The following is a 16,931-nucleotide window of genomic DNA, read 5'->3' as shown; positions in this document are numbered from 1 at the left end:
AAGTACACTATTTCACAAAACAAATTAATTAAAACAACTTTTTTCAAGTATATAGCTTTCATTTGAATTTTTTAAAACTATATCGAAATTTTGATGGTAGGGATGCATAAATAAATCATATTGAATTCTACGCTCTTCATGAGATTTTCTTAAATAATTTATATCTGTTCCTCTTTCAGAAACATGACGTATACCCCTTCTCATCAGCTCGGTTTCCCCATCTGTATGTAAGTAAACTTTTAGATCATACAAATTGGGATCTGTAAATGCAACGGTCATTCCTTCTATAATATTTACTTTGTTTTGTGCAGAAAATAACCTACTCTCTGTATAATTCGTGCCTATTGTATAAAAATCTAAAGCATCTCTCATCATTTGAATATCTCTCTCTAAAGCATATATATTATGAGCAGCAGGATGACAGGCTGTCATTTTATCTTGATGGTGTTGATTTTTATATTCATAGTTGATTAAAGTGTACTTCCTAAGATGAGAGCCGATGATATATGGGTCTGTATTGATATAATTCACATCTTCATGTCCCAGAAGTTTTATAAGATTATGGGCTAACGTTGTCTTTCCAGATGCACCATGACCCGAAATACCAATGATGATTTTTTCATCCTTACCGTTAACCAAATTGGCTATCTTATGTAGAACCTTTTCCATTTTCCCTCCACTAGCTTTATTGATTTATGTTCATTATCTTGCCTTTTTACTGGCTTTAGCAATAGCTAAACTTTAACACAATTTCTCTATTACACTGGATCACCGTAATCTACTTGTTGTTTTGGACGTAAAAATAGAACATCGAAATGATCTTGTTTAACTAAAGCACCCGTTAGCCATCCATGAAGCGCAAAATCAGCGCTTCACCACAGAGAATGAAAATGGTTAGAGGAGTCAATACTAGTAGTCCACCGAAATCAATAGACTTATTAATATCCGCTCTCCTCTTTTTTTTTGCGATTAAGCAGGGGTCTTCTTAAGTATTGTCATTTTTCTTTTCTTGAAGAAACTAATTTTCATGGTAGTTGAAGATGTTATTTTTTATTTTTCATTAAATTACTTCCATTTACATCTGTTGAAAAACCAACTTTACTCCTTCTGGAAGTAAAGCACTCGTTAGAGTTCGTTGCCGACATTTTTGCAAGATAGCACCGTTACTATTTTACTGAAAACAAGTAGGATGTTCCTTTTATCATGCCTATGCTATTGGTGTTCCATTTTTAACAGATTCATCTGGCTTTAAAAGTACCACGTCACCTTCCTCTGGTACACCTCCAATTACCAATACCTCCGATTTAAAACCAGCAATACGTCTTGGAGGGAAATTTACTACTGCAACCACCTGATGTCCAATAAGTTGTTCTGGTGTATATCTTTTTGTAATTTGTGCAGAAGAATGTTTAATACCAATTTCTCCAAAATCAATTTCTAATTTTATTGCAGGTTTTCGTGCTTCTGGAAAGGGTTCTGCGTTAATAACAGTACCAATACGGATGTCCAATTTCAAAAAGTCCTCAAATGTTACCACAAATTTAGCCTCCAGTCATTTACAATTAGTACCATCTTAACAAATTGAATCAAAAATTTAAATCATCAAATAATTCAGCTCGATTTTTGAACACAGTTAATCATCGCTCTTCTACTAAACTGCCGCTTTAGACTATACTCCTTCTTGAAGTAAAGCACACCGTTAGTTGAATAAGATAGAGACTCTTATTCAACAATCGCGCCCGATTGTTGTATTAAGTTAGTCATTGTATCCATTACCAAAACCCTGAATGCATTACTCTACGCTAAAAGTCCAGGCAGTTATGCTTTTTGTTTCTTTTTAATGAATGTGTAAATATTTAAGATTACTCCTATGACAAACATAATAATTGCATTGAGTGCCAGGACTATTGCTATAAACCCTCCTGCAAAAGCGATCCCTTGCCATTCGTCAGCAGCATCATTTTCAGGATTTTTATTACCATAATAAATTCCTAATGATACAAAACTATATACTATCACTGTAGCTAAAAGAGCCAAAACAATTGCAGAAACCCATAAAGGGATTTTCTTTTTTTTGTATAAATACAATGCTAAACCATCACCAATTACAATAGATAAGAAAATAATCATCCAAACAATACCATCACCTATTTTGATCACACCCCTTTAATTATAGGCTATCTTAATATGGGTATTTTTTCAATTTCAGGTACAGGTAATTAAAAAGACATTAACTTTTGTAAAATAGCAAAAAACAAATGAATTTCTCCACAAATGAAAAATTCTAAATTCAAGTGCTTCACAACGTTCATGTTTAATATATGTAGAAACATCCACTAACAAGCATTTTTAGAAATGCTTTTTTCATTCTCCTTATTCCACAATATGGCCCGATTGTGGAATAACATGACTGGAGTTTTATAAAAAAACTTTATTATCTTTGTACACGTATTTTGCACAAATTTCAATCATGAGGTTTCAGTGTTTATCGCTATTCATTTTATTAAAAAAGATTAATTATTTCGGAGATCGAATCTTCAACTAACCTGCTTCGTTAGTTCAATAAGCAAAAGCTACCCCTAAAGGCAGTTTCTTGTTCTGCTAAAGCACCCGTTAGTTGAAGAAGCTCAATCAAAAGATCGTTAATCCGTTAAGATTAACGATCTACAGTTCGACTTATTTTATTGTTGAATTTTAACATTAAAGCTGTCGAATTTGTAGTTCTTATTCTCGTAAATTTTCATATCTACTGTAGGTCCGTTCTGATAGTTAATTTCCTTTGGAATATCAAGGAACGGTGTTATGGTCAATTCATCTACCGTATCATTAATAGGCTCATAAACGATTTTTCCACCTCCGTCACTTACGCTTCCTTCGAGTATTTCTAGTTCCTTACCTAATGAATCCACCACTCGGAATTTTAAAAACATCTCCAAATGACCTTTTTCCCAACTTCTAGCCTCATAGCTGAGTAGCAGACCACTTGGACCAAGTATTACTTTGTCTACCGTGAATCTAAAGTCCCCTCTTCTTTCTGAATGACCAATATCGATTTCCTCATTATTCTGTTTCGTAACTGGAGTAGTAAAACTCCATTGTTCGCCTGACTGACCTTTAAAGCTCAGTTCCAAATTTAGTTCTTCAGGTTGTGACTTATCCTTCCAATAAGGATCGACATGTAAGAACCCTACTGTTTCAGTTGGCGTTTCGATGATATTATTTATTCCAACTCCACCTGGAATCACTTGCTTATCTATTTTGTATCCAGATATTTCAATATATTGCTCAACGATCGGTTTTTCGGAAACGATCGAATAGCTAATATTAAATCTTGTACCATCATAGAATATTTCTCCCAGACTAATAGTAATCCCATTGACCGTTTTGGATTGTCCTACAACTTCTGTTAGAGCCAATTCAGATACTTTTTTTTGTCCTGAATCACCTAGATAGCTAAAAATAGAGCTTATCCCAGGAATAGAAGACACAACCGCAGCCATAGCTGGAGACACCAGCGCAGAAGCTACTAACAAGCCAAAAGCCACAACAGCTGCCCCTATTCCATAACCCCATTTTTTTCGAGCTGACTGTTTTCTCATGTGATGTACCTGGTTCTTTTCAATTGATTGTTTTAATTTTGCCTTTACTCGTGCCTTTTCGACTTCATTTACTTCCATTTCTTCAAAATCTTTATCATCTAGCTTGAGATTATTTAAATGCTCAAAGATATCTTTCATGCAAAAGTACCCCCTAAATTATTATTAATCCGTTGTTGTTTTAGTTTTTTCTTTCCACGATAAATGCGATTATCGACTGCGGCTTTCGTTAAACCAATATTTTCTGCAATTTCTTCACTTGTCATGTCCAAGAAAAATTTCATCATAAAAATATCTCGGTCAATCACTTCAAACCCACACATTAACTTTAATAGTTCATTTTTATTTTCAGTTACGAGAACTTCGTTTTCTACAGAAGGACTACTTCCTACATCTAAATTATTCGTACCAACTTCTTCAACTTCAACACGTTTGGTTGCTATTCGATAGGTATCAATTGCTTTATATTTTGTGACCACACAGAGCCATTTGCGAAAATCATCCGTGTCCCCTTCAAACTGATTTGCGTGATGCCAAATAGTTAAAAAAACATCATTTATACATTCATCAACTAGACCGGGATTTCCTAATGGTGACAATACTTTATAGGTAATGCCCTTAACTAACGGTAAATATTTATCAACTGCATATTCTAAAGCATCTTCTTTTTGACGTTTAAGCCGTTTTATAAAATTATGGTCGGTAGATCTCATAAGATTGTCTCCTTACTTTTTGTAAAATCCCTCACACTATATACAACGTAACATATACGCTTTTTTTCTCACATTTAATAAAATTTGTTTTCAAAATTAATCATAAAGCCGGAATACCTTTACCTTTGTTTCTTAAACTACAATAAAAAACCTGCCAAAGACAGGTCTTTTCGGTTTCAAAAACATTAAATTATATGGAGTTCATTAGAAAATTCTTATTAAACTAAACTGCTGCGTTAGTTTAAGTGTAACATTTCACAATGGATTTCTGAGATCTACTTTATGTTTCGAATAAAAAAATAGACCATCGAAAAATGATGGTCTTGTTCAACTAAAGCACTCCGTTAGTTGAATAAGAAAAATTGTGTTTGATTACAAAAATAGAAACAGCTTTCCAGTATACAAGTTCCAAATAGAATGAGTGACGATTGAAGGTATGACGGATTTAGTTTTTATTGCAATACAAGCAAGAACAACCCCTGCAATAAGTGATATGAATAAGTAGGCAGGATGGAACAGAGAAAAAATTACTGAAGTAATTACTACAGCCCATATTGGCTTCACTACTTTTAATAGAGCAAATAATAGTACCCCTCTAAAAAGAAGTTCCTCCCAAATTGGAGCGAAGATGACAGCCTTTATTAAAGGATATTGTTTTAAACCCTCAAGCAAACCATTTTTGTAATAAACGATGAGACTTCGGTCCATTAAAATTTCGTAATGAATGCTTAACCTTAATACTATGTAGGGAATAAAAATTCCCACTAACATATATAGGTAAGTCAAAGGACTTTTTAAATGGCTTGAAATTTATTAAAGGGACAATCAGACTTCTAACTGAACTAAAACTTAACGTTAGCAAAATAAAAATAAGCAACCAAACAAGTGCGCCAAATCCGTTAAACAACTTACTATTAAAATAACTCACCCCATAGCCTGTTAGCAGAAGTAAAACTGTATACAACAAATTATTTAGTGTATTATTCTTTCTGTTGCTAATAATCATCTTTATCCCCCTTGTTTTATTGAACTAACCTGCTGCGTTAGTAAAAAAGGCTTTACTCCTTATTGAAGTAAAGCACCCGTTAGTTGAATAACAATCACCTTGTCCTTTCAATCTCAGAAAAAACAACAATTAGTCAAACTGTGCGAAAATTAGTTTTAAGCAGTTGGTGAGCTTTTTGTGTATTTAGAGACGTATCAAAAGATAGATAAGGGGCATCTTCTTTAGAAATTATAGTTGGACGGAGAATACTATTATTCCATCCAAGTTGTACCAATCTCTTTTTATAAAACGTATAGTAGCTTTCTTTTTGTATGGGTCCAGCATGCAAAATTCCATTAAAGTTTATATTAGTCAATTCAATAATCGCACTTGATAAATCATTAACATTTACAAAAGTTCTATACACATTTGTCCGTGCCTCAAATGACTGTTTCTCTTTTATTTTTTCGATTATTTGTATGGTTCGTTTTTCAATAACTTGATCCCCATTATTACCATATAGTGGTCCAGTTCGAAGTATCACGTGATTTGGATGTTTATTGAGAATTAAGTTTTCTCCAGTATGTTTACCGTTCACATACTTAGCTAAAACTGCTTCTTTAGGCAACGTCCCAATTGGGTCAGATTCTTTGTAACCACCAATACCTTCAACAAAAACTGCATCCGTTGATAGAAATATAAGTTTTGTTGCACTCTCTATTTCTGATAATAAATTTTCGAGCCCTAATTTGATTAATTGGGTTTCTTCTTCAAAACTCATAAGTGTCCATATAACTACTTCTGGATTTATTTTTCTAATGACACTTCCTATTGATCGTTTGTTTGTAACATCTACTTGCATAATATTAGAGTTTTCATGTTGAAAACGTGAGGTACCAAACACTGTTAGATTTTTGTTCTCTGAAGCCAGGTGGAATAAATTCGAGCCCAAAAAACCAGTTGCTCCTAATATAAGTATTCTCATATAACCTTCCTTTTTTTAGTTTATTTTATTATGTATTCGCCACAACTTTATTGTTTTCCTTGTTGAACTAAACTGCTGCGTTAGTAAAAAAGGCTTTACTCCTTATTGAAGTAAAGCACCCGTTAGTAAAAAAAATACATAGAAAATAATGATTACTATTTCAAAAATTTCTTGTACAAAGACAAGAAAGTCTAAACAATCTGGACAAAAAAGTCTAAACTAAAATTTCCTTTTTGGTTTCCACTGACTTACCGATTTACATGTGGGTTATAAAAGTATACTTAGCGCAAAAAGAAATTCTAACATGCTATTGTTCTATGAGTAAAACCGCACTAATTCGACTAGGTGTATCCCATAAATAAGACCCTCTATGACTGCATCTGATTAATGTCATTAGAATTTACCACTTCCCCTATCCTTTATGCCAGTATTTGACAAAAAATACCGTGATTTTCCAACCACTTCCCGGAAGTCGTTAATAATTTTATATGTGGAAGCAGCCAAACAAGAATAGAAACTTGAAGATGACGATACACCGTCGTCATCTTCGGAAATTGGTGAATTAAATATTTCGTTCCTCACACTCGAAAGGTTCTTCGCACGAGAAAACTTCATGGAAAAATCCCTTATACGGGATATCTTCTTCGAGGCATTTTATGCTATATGACAACTCCTCATCGCACTTCAGCTCTTCACCGTTGTTCCTCATGACCTCGACTGCATCTATAATATTTTCCATGAGGGTAATTTGGATAAATAAGGACAAATTATTCAACATCGAATCTTCGATTTTGGTCTCAGATGCGTATCCCTCGAGTACTGTTTTGAAATAATCATCCATAAAGTCTTTTCGTTTAACGGCATCTGGTTCGAATTGTATCCAGCCCAATCCGAGCATCCAGACATTCGCCAAGTCATACATATACCAACAGAAACAAGAGTTATCGAAATCAAATACAGTGATTTGTCCGGTATCAAAGTCAATCATATAATTACCATCATTGTAATCAAAATGTACCATACCGAAAGACTCTGAGTTCTTGTCCAATCCTTCTAAGGTTTTAAGAAGCTCTACCATCTTCTCCTTAAGCAGTGGTAACGTACCCGGTATCAGATTATCGATATACTCGACATTGTATTTATCAAAGAAACTATACCGGCGATGAACAGGAGCATAGCCTTTCGACAATTGGTGCAGCTTCCCGAGAACTTTACCGCAGTTATAATAGTATTCCGTAATAGGAACTCCTTCGCAATACTGATAATGATTTTCTACAAGCATTTTTCCCCTAGCCTTTTCGAACAGGCAGACAAAAAAGGTGTGATTATTATGAGTGATCTCTTCCAGTAGATTCCCCTTCCGGGAGCTGATCACATTCGAGACACTACCGCCATGCTCGAATAAATATTGGATATATTCAACTTCGCCCAACAAATCCTCTCGGCTCCTGTCATTTAAATAGGCGATTCTGAGTATTTTTGCACTAGCGCCCTCTTTCTCACAGTTATAAACGACATTCCGCCCTCCGGCATGAGCATTAATTAGACTTGTTTCATAGCCTTCCAACTCGTACAACTCTGAGACTAGTGGACTTAAATAAGCTTCGTATATTTCAGCAACTTCATTATGATTCATAATTAATATCTCCTCCAACTGACTTCATTTTCACCTAAGGCGGGTGTTTGTCTATATTGCTAGATTTCAAGGCTCATGTTTAAGAAACTTAACTTATAAACTTACCTTCAGTAATTTCATTTAACCCTTTAACCAATAATTGCTCGGGTACTTTTTTAGTTTCCATTACAGATACTTCCATATTAATCGCCTGAATTACTTGACTTTCCATAGAAGCAGCTACTTTTTACCATTAAAACTTCTTTGTCCTCATTAATACAAATTGCTGCGGAACCAAACCATTCTTTCATCTTATCCCTCCAACTTCTTGTTCAACAAACCTTCTTGTTAGTTCAATATAAAAGTGCCTGTCCCAGCCGAAAGTAAAGCACCCTTAGAACGCCTTCACTTTTGTTCAAAAGTTTACATGCTTTAACTTATTCAACACCTTTCCAAAAAAACCTTCTTATTCCACTAAACTGCGTCGTTAGTTGAAGAAGATTGAAATGGCCTGATAGTGTTACTTTTAGTTCACAAAGATAATATATTCATTTATGAAAATAAATCATAGAAATTCTCTATGATTTTTTCGCTCTTTAGCGTAAATGTTTTTCGGTTCAGAGTATTTTAACGTTGCGTTTTAAAGTAATTTATATTACTCTATAAAGTAATAAATGATTGGAGGAGAAAAATGAATATTATCAAACGAAAGGATTCCATCTTAGATATTGACCAATATGAAAAAGACTTTGAAAGAATGTTGAAAGGCTTTATAAATGCAGCTTCTTTTGAGGAGCAAAATGTACAGTTCGAAAGGCTGAACCATCATCGGCTTGCTTATCAGGCGGCAGAAAACGAAGCGAGGATTCATTACTATGGAGATACGGCAAATGATGAATACAATAAACAGTATGCCTTTTTCCAAGATTTCGAGCCACGCTGGCTATGGATGACAGGGGAATACTACAGAGAGATTCTGAACGCGAAATTTAGGGAACAGCTTAAGAGCCAGTGGGGTAATCAGCTATTCAAAATAGCAGATATTAAGCTGAAAACCTATTCTGATGAAGTGCAAGAAGATATCAGGATGGAAAATCGCCTTGTATCCGAGTATCAGGAGCTGTTGGGAAAAGCGGGCATTCCTTTCGATGGAAAAGAGCTGAGATTAAGTACCTTGGCTCTATATCTAGGTTCACCTGATCGTGAGGTTCGAAAAGCAGCCTTTGAAGCAAAATCGGGCTACTTCAAACACCATGCCTCCGATTTTGACCGAATCCTTGATGAACTGGTTAAGACACGCAACCGAATCGCGAAAACATTAGGTTATTCGTCTTTTGTGGAACTTGGCTATGACCGAATGCATAGAACAGGACATACGCCCAACGACCTCGTTCAATACCGCAAGCAAGTGAAAGAGCATGGGGTGCAATTCATTTCTGCTCTTAGAAAGAAACAGCTGAACCGTATTGGCGTTTCCAAACTGAAGTATTATGATGAGAGCTATTTCTTCAAGAACGGTTCGCCCTCGCCTATAGGGGCACATCAGGAAATATTAAAGGTTTATCGTGCTATTTTCCGTGAACTGTCTCCTGAAACTGGTGCATTTTTTGATGAACTGATGGAAAAAGGGAATGTTGACGTGGAATCACGTACAAACAAAATGGGTGGGGCTTTCGCGTCGTATAGCGGTCCGGAAGTTGCTTCGTTTATCTTTGCGAATTTCAACGGCACATCCAATGATGTCAGGGTTTTTGCACATGAGGCCGGCCATGCATTTCAGTTTTATATGAGCCGTCACTCCAATATCCATGAGTACATTATTCCGTATGATTCCTGTGAGGTATTTTCATTCACGATGGAACGGTTTGTCTGGCCTTGGATGGAACGTTTTTTTGGGGAAGATACCCAGAAGTATCAGTTTTCCAACTTGACCGAAGCATTTATTTATATGCCGGTTGTATCAGTTGTTGATGAATTTGAGCACTTCCTGTATGAATTCCCGACAGCCACCACGCAAGTTCGGAAGCAAAAGTGGAGAGAGTTGGAGCACGAGTACTTGCCGGAACGGGACTATGATGGCAATGAATTTTTAGGGCAAGGCACAGGGTTTTATGAAATAGGGCATCTGTTCACTACGCCTTTTTATTACATGGACTACGATTTGGCCCATTTTGCTGCAGTCCAGCTATGGATCAAACAGAAAGATGACCCAAAGTCTGCTTGGGAAAGCTTCCTGAAAATATGCAAACAAGGGGGACGACTCCCATATCCTGAGCTTTTGAAGAGTGCAAATCTGGAGTCTCCTTTTGAAGATGGAAGCATGGAGAGGCTTCTTGAAAAGGTCAAAAGCTGGATCGATCAGGTGGATGACCGTTCATTTTAATAGCAAGTCTATTGGTAGCCGAAATTGCATTTTCGGCTACTTGTTTTATATGGTAGCTGATATCGATTATTTCATCCTCCTATTCAACTAAACTGCTCCGTTTGTGGAGTAAGAATTATTTTCTATGCCTTATAAATAAATAGATTATAAATCCACTAAAAGTGAAAATAACTGCACCAATTAAAACTTTTACTATTGAAACAACTACTTCAATAGTATCAATGCTTGTCTCTTTTATCATATTAACTGTCAACCCAATTATCTATTGAAGACTCATATATTGCGAAGTATAGCCATAAGAAAGAAATGAAAAAAGTAAATAAGAAAACACCAATTTTTCGGTTCGCAGATATCCCCCTGTCATTATAAAACAATTCTATTATTGTTATAACTTCTTCAACGAAATGCTGCTTTACTTCAATAAGTTCTACAAAAAAGCGCCAATCCTTCTTGGATAAAAACACCAGTTTAATAAGCCTTTTTTAGTTAAATTTCCAAAACTATATATATTGCCTATAATATTCCGATACATTATATAGTACAAAAAGAAATGAGGTATGAAATTATATGAATACGATTATTCGGTCATTCATGGAACGATATTCAAATTCTTTCAGAAAAAACATCGCCCTAGAAAACATAAATAAATCAAGAGATACGGAAAATAGTACAATTGCTAAAAATGAAAAGAAAAACACGAATTCAAAGATAGGTGAAGTCAACATGCTAGATATGTCTTTTGCACAACAATTATCCATTGACCGTCATAATAATTTAACTATCGGGAAAAATCAAGTGTACGGTATTAGTACAAATTATGGTTTGATTAATTATAGATTTATCAATGATGCTTCTTCTAGATATGTTCAAACTTTATATTTTGACAGCCAAATCTCTGATGAAAAACGAGTCCATTTGGAACGAAAAAGACAATTTCTTACTGATCTTCAGATATTTTCTGAAACAGGGCAATCAAATGTCTTTTATACAGGTAGAGAATCTATCGACGTACTAAAAGAGTTTGAAAATTTAGGTATTAATACAGAAGAACCCTTCACTATGAATAATAGTGCTTTAAGATACCGAATTGATCCTTCAGGTGTGTTACATGAAGTAGATTTGGAGAGCCAGGGCATGAAAGAGAAGGATTGGAGAAAGTACGGGCATGATGAAAATACGGTTTTTGTGATTCAAGGTAAAGAATATAAGATGGACAAAGACGGAAGATTGCCACTCCCTGAAGATTATATTCATAAATATGAACAAGTCGAAATCATTAAAAATAAATAATTCAGTTTATAAAATAGTTGATAATTATATTTGATATTATCATCTGCATGTTTCTTTATTCCTTATTCAACTAACGCACCACGTTAGCTTAACAAGTAAACACTAATTTTCAACTATTTTGTTCTCTGTTCCATTTACAATTCTCTTTATATTTTGTCGATGTAGAATGATTATTGATACGCTTATTAATAGAGAAAGGGCAATGATAACTCTATCTTCAAATATAAGACTGTAAATGAATAATGCTATACTAGCCAACATTGAACTTAGTGATACATACTTAGTAAATAGCAAAGTTAACACAAACACAACAAAACCAACTAAAACACCTAAAGGAGTCAAAAATAAGAAAACTCCAGTTGCTGTCGCAACAGCCTTTCCACCTTTAAAACTAGCAAAAACAGAAAATATGTGCCCTAATATGGCTAATAAACCACATACAATAGGGTTAACTGTAGAACCAAGTATTAGGGGAAGTAAACAAGCAAATGTACCTTTTAATATATCAGCAATTGCAACAATTACTCCTGCTTTTATGCCTAAAACTCTATAAGCATTAGTTGCACCAAGATTACCACTACCGTAATCACGAATATCTTTCTTATAAAACATTTTACCGATTACTAAAGCAAATGAGATTGAGCCAATTAAATAACTTAGAATCAAAGTTAAAATGTTCAAAGTATTATCTCCTTACATAGTTTGTTACGTAAGTATTTCTATTTATTGCATATGATTTCCTGCAATCCTTCTTACATTAACCCCTTTAATGGAACAAGTTGCAATTCCATATTCAAGAAAAGCACCCGTTAGTTGAATAACGAAGCTTATTTGTGATCCTCAATAGTTTCAATATGACTAAGATAAATTAAACCATTTCTTTTTATCGTGTATCTTACGAAGTATGTCTTATCTTTCTGAATTAAATTCATTACCATTGGTTCCCTAACAATTACTTTAATCTCTTCTTGATGTCCCACTGGGGCATTGGGGTTAAATCCCTTTATCCATGCTTCATTGTTATCGTTAGAATACCCTTTTTCAGTGACAGTAAAATCAGTTACAGTTAACACAGACGAAAAAGAATTATAAATTAAAAAAACAATCAAAAAGGCAACAGAAATTGTTATAGCCGACAATAAAATTCTTTTACTCTTCATAAAATTCCCCTTCCTTCACTATCCTGCCCCGTTAGTAAAAAAGCTTTACCCCTTTATTGAAGTAAAGCACCTCGTTAGTTGAACAAGAAAAGTGAAGCTTATTCTACAATTGCACCCAATTACCGAATACTATTTCACCAATTCAATATCAACATTAAAATGCTTGAAATGAAGAATACAACAAAAAATGCAAGGATGTAATATGTTTTTCCTTGTTGCTGTGTCTTATGTTTCTTTTCATAATCCTTCCAACCAATAAACAAACCCAAAAACATTCCTATAATTCCAAAACGTAAAATCGGTATAAAATAATCAAGAAACGGTTTATACGTAGTTAGGCTACCACCGTTACCTACCTCTTGAATTTCTTTGTAATTAACAAATAGAATGGAAACAGCCAATCCGAACACTAACCCATACAGACCTGATTTTCTTAATACTTTTTCCATAGTTCTCCCATTTCCCTTCTCCACAAATGTCCCCTAGCAAGTCTATTTTGTTTAAATATTATAAATTTTACCTTAACATATATTTACTAATGTTGAAATGTCTTATTAAACTAACCTCCCTCTATAAACATTGAGATATCAACGGTTTTCCTCACTTCGTGATTAAAGAAAAATATTTTTCTCTTCTCTGATAAACAGAGTCTTGAATTTATAGATTTTATTACCAAGTTGAGCGTACGCTTCGCTAAAACTAATGGAAATCATTAGCTTTTTTCTCTATTATTTCGATGCACAATGGATCTCTGCGATGCTTATGACGACGTACCCTCCCATGTCTCTTAGCGTCAACGCGCTTACATTCCTTCGTTCGGTCTATTCATAAGGCAGAGGCCTGCTAAGCTGCCCCGGGGACTCATAGTCTAAGTTTAGTGATATTGCCGGCTTCTCCGTATCATCCTTTTTGTTATAGCTCTTTGATTGAAATGCTTACGCTGCCTCTCCGAGACAGTAGAGATCTTTCATCATAAGTTGCTCGTTAAAATACACTTTCTTTTTACAAATCCCATGTAATATTTTTAGTAATTTACCACAGAGTACTACCATCGATTGCTTGCCCCGTAAGGGATTCTGATTCCTTGTGGTGTAGTATTCATGAAGTTGTTTGAATGCTAGGTTATGCCGAATCAAAGGAACAATCACTTTGAAAAGGATATGTCTAAGTCTCTTACGTCCACGTTTTGATATATGTTTTTGACCCTTATGTTGACCAGAAGAGTTTTCACGTAATGTTAGTCCCGCTAGTTTAATGAGTTGGCGTGGATTTTCGTAAAGTGAAAAGCTCCCTACTTCGGAAAGTAGATCAACAATCGTCGCATCACCTAAACCTGGTACTGACGCGAGTAGGTCATATTCCATCGTTGTCTTTGCCATTTCAGTTAATTGGTCATTCACTGCTTCGATTTCAGCTTCTAATAAGCGAAACTGACGTAGGAGTGTGGCGATTTCATGTTTGGCCATCTTTTGTCCTTCTGTCAGTCCAATAGAGTTTGAAGCCTTTTCAATGAGTAGCTTAGCTTTTGGTAGTTGTGGAGCTCTCATACCCCCTACCTGACGGTAGAGAAATACAAGTTCTTCCGCGGTTTTCCCTTGAATGTCCTGTGGCATTGGTGTTCTTTCTAATGCAGTAAGTGCCATTTTTCCGAAAGAAGGAAAGACTTGAGTGAATTCAGGAAAATATCGATCGAGCCAACGAATGATTCGATTTTTAATACTTGCTAGATCCTCCGTTAACTTTGATCTAAGAGTAGAACCAATCCGTAGTTCAGCTTCTACTTCTTTTAATATTCGCGGATAGCTAAAGCGTCCATCTTTCAATAATCGCGCGATGACTAATGCATCTTTTTTATCATTTTTAGTCGGCAAATTATCATCAAGTTCTTTCGAACGTTTGACGTGCATTGGATTTACCATGACAAGTGAAATGCCGTATTGATCTAAAAAATAGGCTAAGTTCATCCAGTAGTGACCTGTTGGTTCAATGCCGACGATGACTTCCGTTTTCTGTGTTTCCAGCAGCGTTTGTCTAATCTTTTCATACAAACTTTCGAATCCTTCTTTTGATTGATGTACAGCAAATGCTTTTTCTATTACGCGTCCTCGTTCATCGACAAAGCAGGCGTAATGCACGTGCTTCGCTATGTCAATACCAACGACGAGTGTATTTTCAGTTACTTGATTAATTTTGTTATTCATTTTAGAATGCATTTAGGAGTCCTCCTTGTAGATGATGGGTCAATGGTCGTTGACACTCAGCATCATACTAGAGGGCTCTTTTTTCTGCAAGACCTCGAACATCTTTCAAACAGGAATGCTGCCCCGTTAGTAAAAAAGGCTTTACTCCTTATTGAAGTAAAGCACCCGTTAGTTTAAGTACAATCCTTCACAAACTATTTCAAATAGTTATCTGTCCGCTGTGTTAGCACAGATGAAGTATTTAACTGCGAAATGGTTTACTTTTCAAGTGTGAAATACAGATAGCTCTGTAAATAACTAAAATGAGACACCCCCTATAAGTAAAGTGTTTAGCTCGTATTTAGTTTGTTATTTTAACAAATGGTTTTTCATTCTTTAACAATAATTGAATCGTGTAATTGTCATTTTGAATTTGCTCTTTCGTTTCTGGTAAAGCAAAATATTCTTGTATAGCCAATTCAATTTCTCGAACTATTTCTTCAGAAGGTAATTCATCCAAATCTGTTTTAATCCAAACATAGGAATGCCCTTTCTTCACTTTATAAGATACCCCCGTCAGCTGATAAATCGATTTTCCTGCCATCGCTTCATATATATCAGATGCAATATATGCCCAACGATTATCTTGTCGAAGATGTTCAAAGTTGAAAGTATTTACTTTAATATCTTTTACATCTAAATTCTGAGATTCTATTTCTTTTTCGATATCCGCAATAATTTCCGTTGACTCTTGAATATGGTCAGGCATATCAATTGTGAAAGTGTTTGAAAACCATGATTTTGTAAGGCCCGCTAATTCAAAATCCGCTTCTTTAGCATATCCATACGATGCAAATACTTCCTTCACAATCTCACGTACATTGTTAAAAAGACTTTCATCCCATGGCTTGTTTGGAGGTGCTTCAGTTGCTTCTGAAACTTTTATTTCATATTTGTCATAGCCATTTTCATATAGATAATTCTTTATCTTTGGTTCAAGGTCATCTGTTGCCTTTTTCAATGTAGAATCTTTCAAAATGAGTGAAATTTCAATTGTATATGTTGATGGTATTATCCCAATTGAATTAACCTTATATCCTTCCTCTTCGAGTAATTTAACCAGTTGAGACGTTAAATCGGAATTATGTTGTCTATCAGAAAAACTAGGAGTAATAGATATTGGTACAATTTTTGCAACAAGACTAGCCATCGTTGATGAATAGAAAGGCGACATTATTAAAACAAAGGTACATATCGCTGTTACAATCCAAGTATAAGTTCTCATATTACGTTTTTTGCTTATTTGTGTATTCTGCAAAATTTTATTTCTTAATATACTTTTGGATTCGTCTTTCATTTTTAGTTCTTGTTCTAAATTACTAAATTGTTCATCTAAGAAAGCTTTCATTGGTAAACCCTCCTTTTATCAATTCATTTTTAAGTTCCGCTAAGCCTCTTTTTAAAGTCATTTTCACTTTACTTTCAGACCAGTTTAGAACGAGGGCTGATTCTGCTGTAGAGAATTCTTTTAACATCCGTAAAATGATTACATGCCTATAAGTAGGCTTTAATTGTTGAAGCGACCTATATAATTGTTCAGTTTGATCATTCATCTCTACGATTTGTTCAGGTATTGGTTTGTAGTCTTTCTCTGCCATTTTTAAACCCAAATAATGGTGTAACGGGTGTTTTTTCCGATAATAGTCTTTTGTCACATTAAAAGCGATAGAGAATAACCACGTTTTCACAGTAGATTTCTGTGCAAATTTGTGTTGATTTTTATAAGCTTTTATAAAAGTCTCTTGTGTTAAATCCTCTGCTTGTTGATAATCTCTCACCATTAACAGTGTATAAGTTAAAATGGATTCTCCATATTCATCAAACCATTTATGTACTTCTTCTTGTTCCAAACTGTTCACCTCTTTCTATATACTTAGACGCAATTTAAAATGAAATCGTCACATTTTTAACCAATTAATTTCAAGAATTGAAATTAAAATTATCATCTCAGCAAGATTAATAAT

The 16,931-nt window shown here is 34.7% G+C and carries 17 protein-coding genes; 2 read left to right on the top strand and 15 right to left on the bottom strand.

Annotated features, from left to right (window positions below; genetic code table 11):
- Positions 1-24 precede the first annotated feature (24 nt).
- The 9 genes from ACEPXD_RS08740 to ACEPXD_RS08700 form a co-directional block, all read right to left on the bottom strand.
- Complete coding sequence (locus tag ACEPXD_RS08740; protein ID WP_391122462.1) at positions 25-669, bottom strand: uridine kinase; 645 nt, start codon at positions 667-669, stop codon at positions 25-27.
- 538 nt (positions 670-1,207) lie between these two features.
- On the bottom strand, positions 1,208-1,537 hold the full coding sequence (csaA, locus tag ACEPXD_RS08735) for a chaperone CsaA (protein ID WP_391122459.1): 330 nt from the start codon (positions 1,535-1,537) through the stop codon (positions 1,208-1,210).
- Positions 1,538-1,818: 281 nt separating this feature from the next.
- On the bottom strand, positions 1,819-2,160 hold the full coding sequence (locus ACEPXD_RS08730) for a hypothetical protein (RefSeq protein WP_391122456.1): 342 nt from the start codon (positions 2,158-2,160) through the stop codon (positions 1,819-1,821).
- Positions 2,161-2,681: 521 nt separating this feature from the next.
- A complete protein-coding gene (locus ACEPXD_RS08725) occupies positions 2,682-3,737 on the bottom strand; it encodes a DUF4179 domain-containing protein (protein WP_391122453.1) in 1,056 nt (351 codons plus the stop codon).
- Positions 3,734-4,309, bottom strand: coding sequence for a sigma-70 family RNA polymerase sigma factor (locus ACEPXD_RS08720; RefSeq protein WP_391122451.1), 576 nt, complete (start codon positions 4,307-4,309; stop codon positions 3,734-3,736). Before ACEPXD_RS08720 ends, ACEPXD_RS08725 begins: the two co-directional genes overlap by 4 nt.
- Before the next feature lie 372 nt (positions 4,310-4,681).
- A complete protein-coding gene (locus tag ACEPXD_RS08715) occupies positions 4,682-5,017 on the bottom strand; it encodes a CPBP family intramembrane glutamic endopeptidase (RefSeq protein ID WP_391122448.1) in 336 nt (111 codons plus the stop codon).
- Positions 5,018-5,448: 431 nt separating this feature from the next.
- On the bottom strand, positions 5,449-6,279 hold the full coding sequence (locus tag ACEPXD_RS08710; protein ID WP_391122445.1) for a sugar nucleotide-binding protein: 831 nt from the start codon (positions 6,277-6,279) through the stop codon (positions 5,449-5,451).
- Positions 6,280-6,841: 562 nt separating this feature from the next.
- Complete coding sequence (locus tag ACEPXD_RS08705) at positions 6,842-7,915, bottom strand: phosphotransferase enzyme family protein (protein ID WP_391122442.1); 1,074 nt, start codon at positions 7,913-7,915, stop codon at positions 6,842-6,844.
- An 88-nt stretch (positions 7,916-8,003) separates the two neighbouring features.
- Positions 8,004-8,126 (bottom strand): hypothetical protein, encoded by a 123-nt coding sequence (locus tag ACEPXD_RS08700; RefSeq protein WP_391122439.1) that lies wholly within the window; start codon positions 8,124-8,126, stop codon positions 8,004-8,006.
- A 459-nt stretch (positions 8,127-8,585) separates the two neighbouring features.
- Between ACEPXD_RS08700 and ACEPXD_RS08695 the strand changes: the two genes are divergently transcribed.
- Positions 8,586-10,277: a M3 family oligoendopeptidase gene (locus tag ACEPXD_RS08695; RefSeq protein WP_391122436.1), complete on the top strand. Its 1,692-nt coding sequence runs from the start codon at positions 8,586-8,588 to the stop codon at positions 10,275-10,277.
- Between the two features lie 567 nt (positions 10,278-10,844).
- Positions 10,845-11,567, top strand: a complete 723-nt coding sequence (locus tag ACEPXD_RS08690) for a hypothetical protein (protein WP_391122433.1) — start codon at positions 10,845-10,847, stop codon at positions 11,565-11,567.
- A 102-nt stretch (positions 11,568-11,669) separates the two neighbouring features.
- On the opposite strand, the gene plsY is transcribed toward ACEPXD_RS08690, so the two are convergent.
- From plsY to ACEPXD_RS08660, 6 genes are all read right to left on the bottom strand, one after another.
- Positions 11,670-12,248 (bottom strand): glycerol-3-phosphate 1-O-acyltransferase PlsY, encoded by a 579-nt coding sequence (plsY, locus tag ACEPXD_RS08685; protein WP_391122430.1) that lies wholly within the window; start codon positions 12,246-12,248, stop codon positions 11,670-11,672.
- 146 nt (positions 12,249-12,394) lie between these two features.
- Positions 12,395-12,727, bottom strand: a complete 333-nt coding sequence (locus tag ACEPXD_RS08680) for a hypothetical protein (protein WP_391122427.1) — start codon at positions 12,725-12,727, stop codon at positions 12,395-12,397.
- A 134-nt stretch (positions 12,728-12,861) separates the two neighbouring features.
- The gene (locus ACEPXD_RS08675; protein ID WP_391122424.1) at positions 12,862-13,176 is read right to left on the bottom strand and encodes a hypothetical protein; all 315 of its coding nucleotides are present in this window, start codon (positions 13,174-13,176) and stop codon (positions 12,862-12,864) included.
- 486 nt (positions 13,177-13,662) lie between these two features.
- On the bottom strand, positions 13,663-14,940 hold the full coding sequence (locus ACEPXD_RS08670; RefSeq protein WP_391122421.1) for an IS110 family transposase: 1,278 nt from the start codon (positions 14,938-14,940) through the stop codon (positions 13,663-13,665).
- 328 nt (positions 14,941-15,268) lie between these two features.
- Positions 15,269-16,315: a DUF4030 domain-containing protein gene (locus tag ACEPXD_RS08665; RefSeq protein ID WP_391122418.1), complete on the bottom strand. Its 1,047-nt coding sequence runs from the start codon at positions 16,313-16,315 to the stop codon at positions 15,269-15,271.
- Positions 16,296-16,826, bottom strand: a complete 531-nt coding sequence (locus ACEPXD_RS08660) for an RNA polymerase sigma factor (RefSeq protein WP_391122415.1) — start codon at positions 16,824-16,826, stop codon at positions 16,296-16,298. The genes ACEPXD_RS08665 and ACEPXD_RS08660 overlap by 20 nt, the downstream gene beginning before the upstream one ends.
- Positions 16,827-16,931 lie beyond the last annotated feature (105 nt).

Source organism: Psychrobacillus sp. L3, from assembly GCF_042945595.1.
Classification (GTDB): Bacteria; Bacillota; Bacilli; order Bacillales_A; family Planococcaceae; genus Psychrobacillus.
This window is presented reverse-complemented; position numbering and strand designations above follow the sequence as displayed.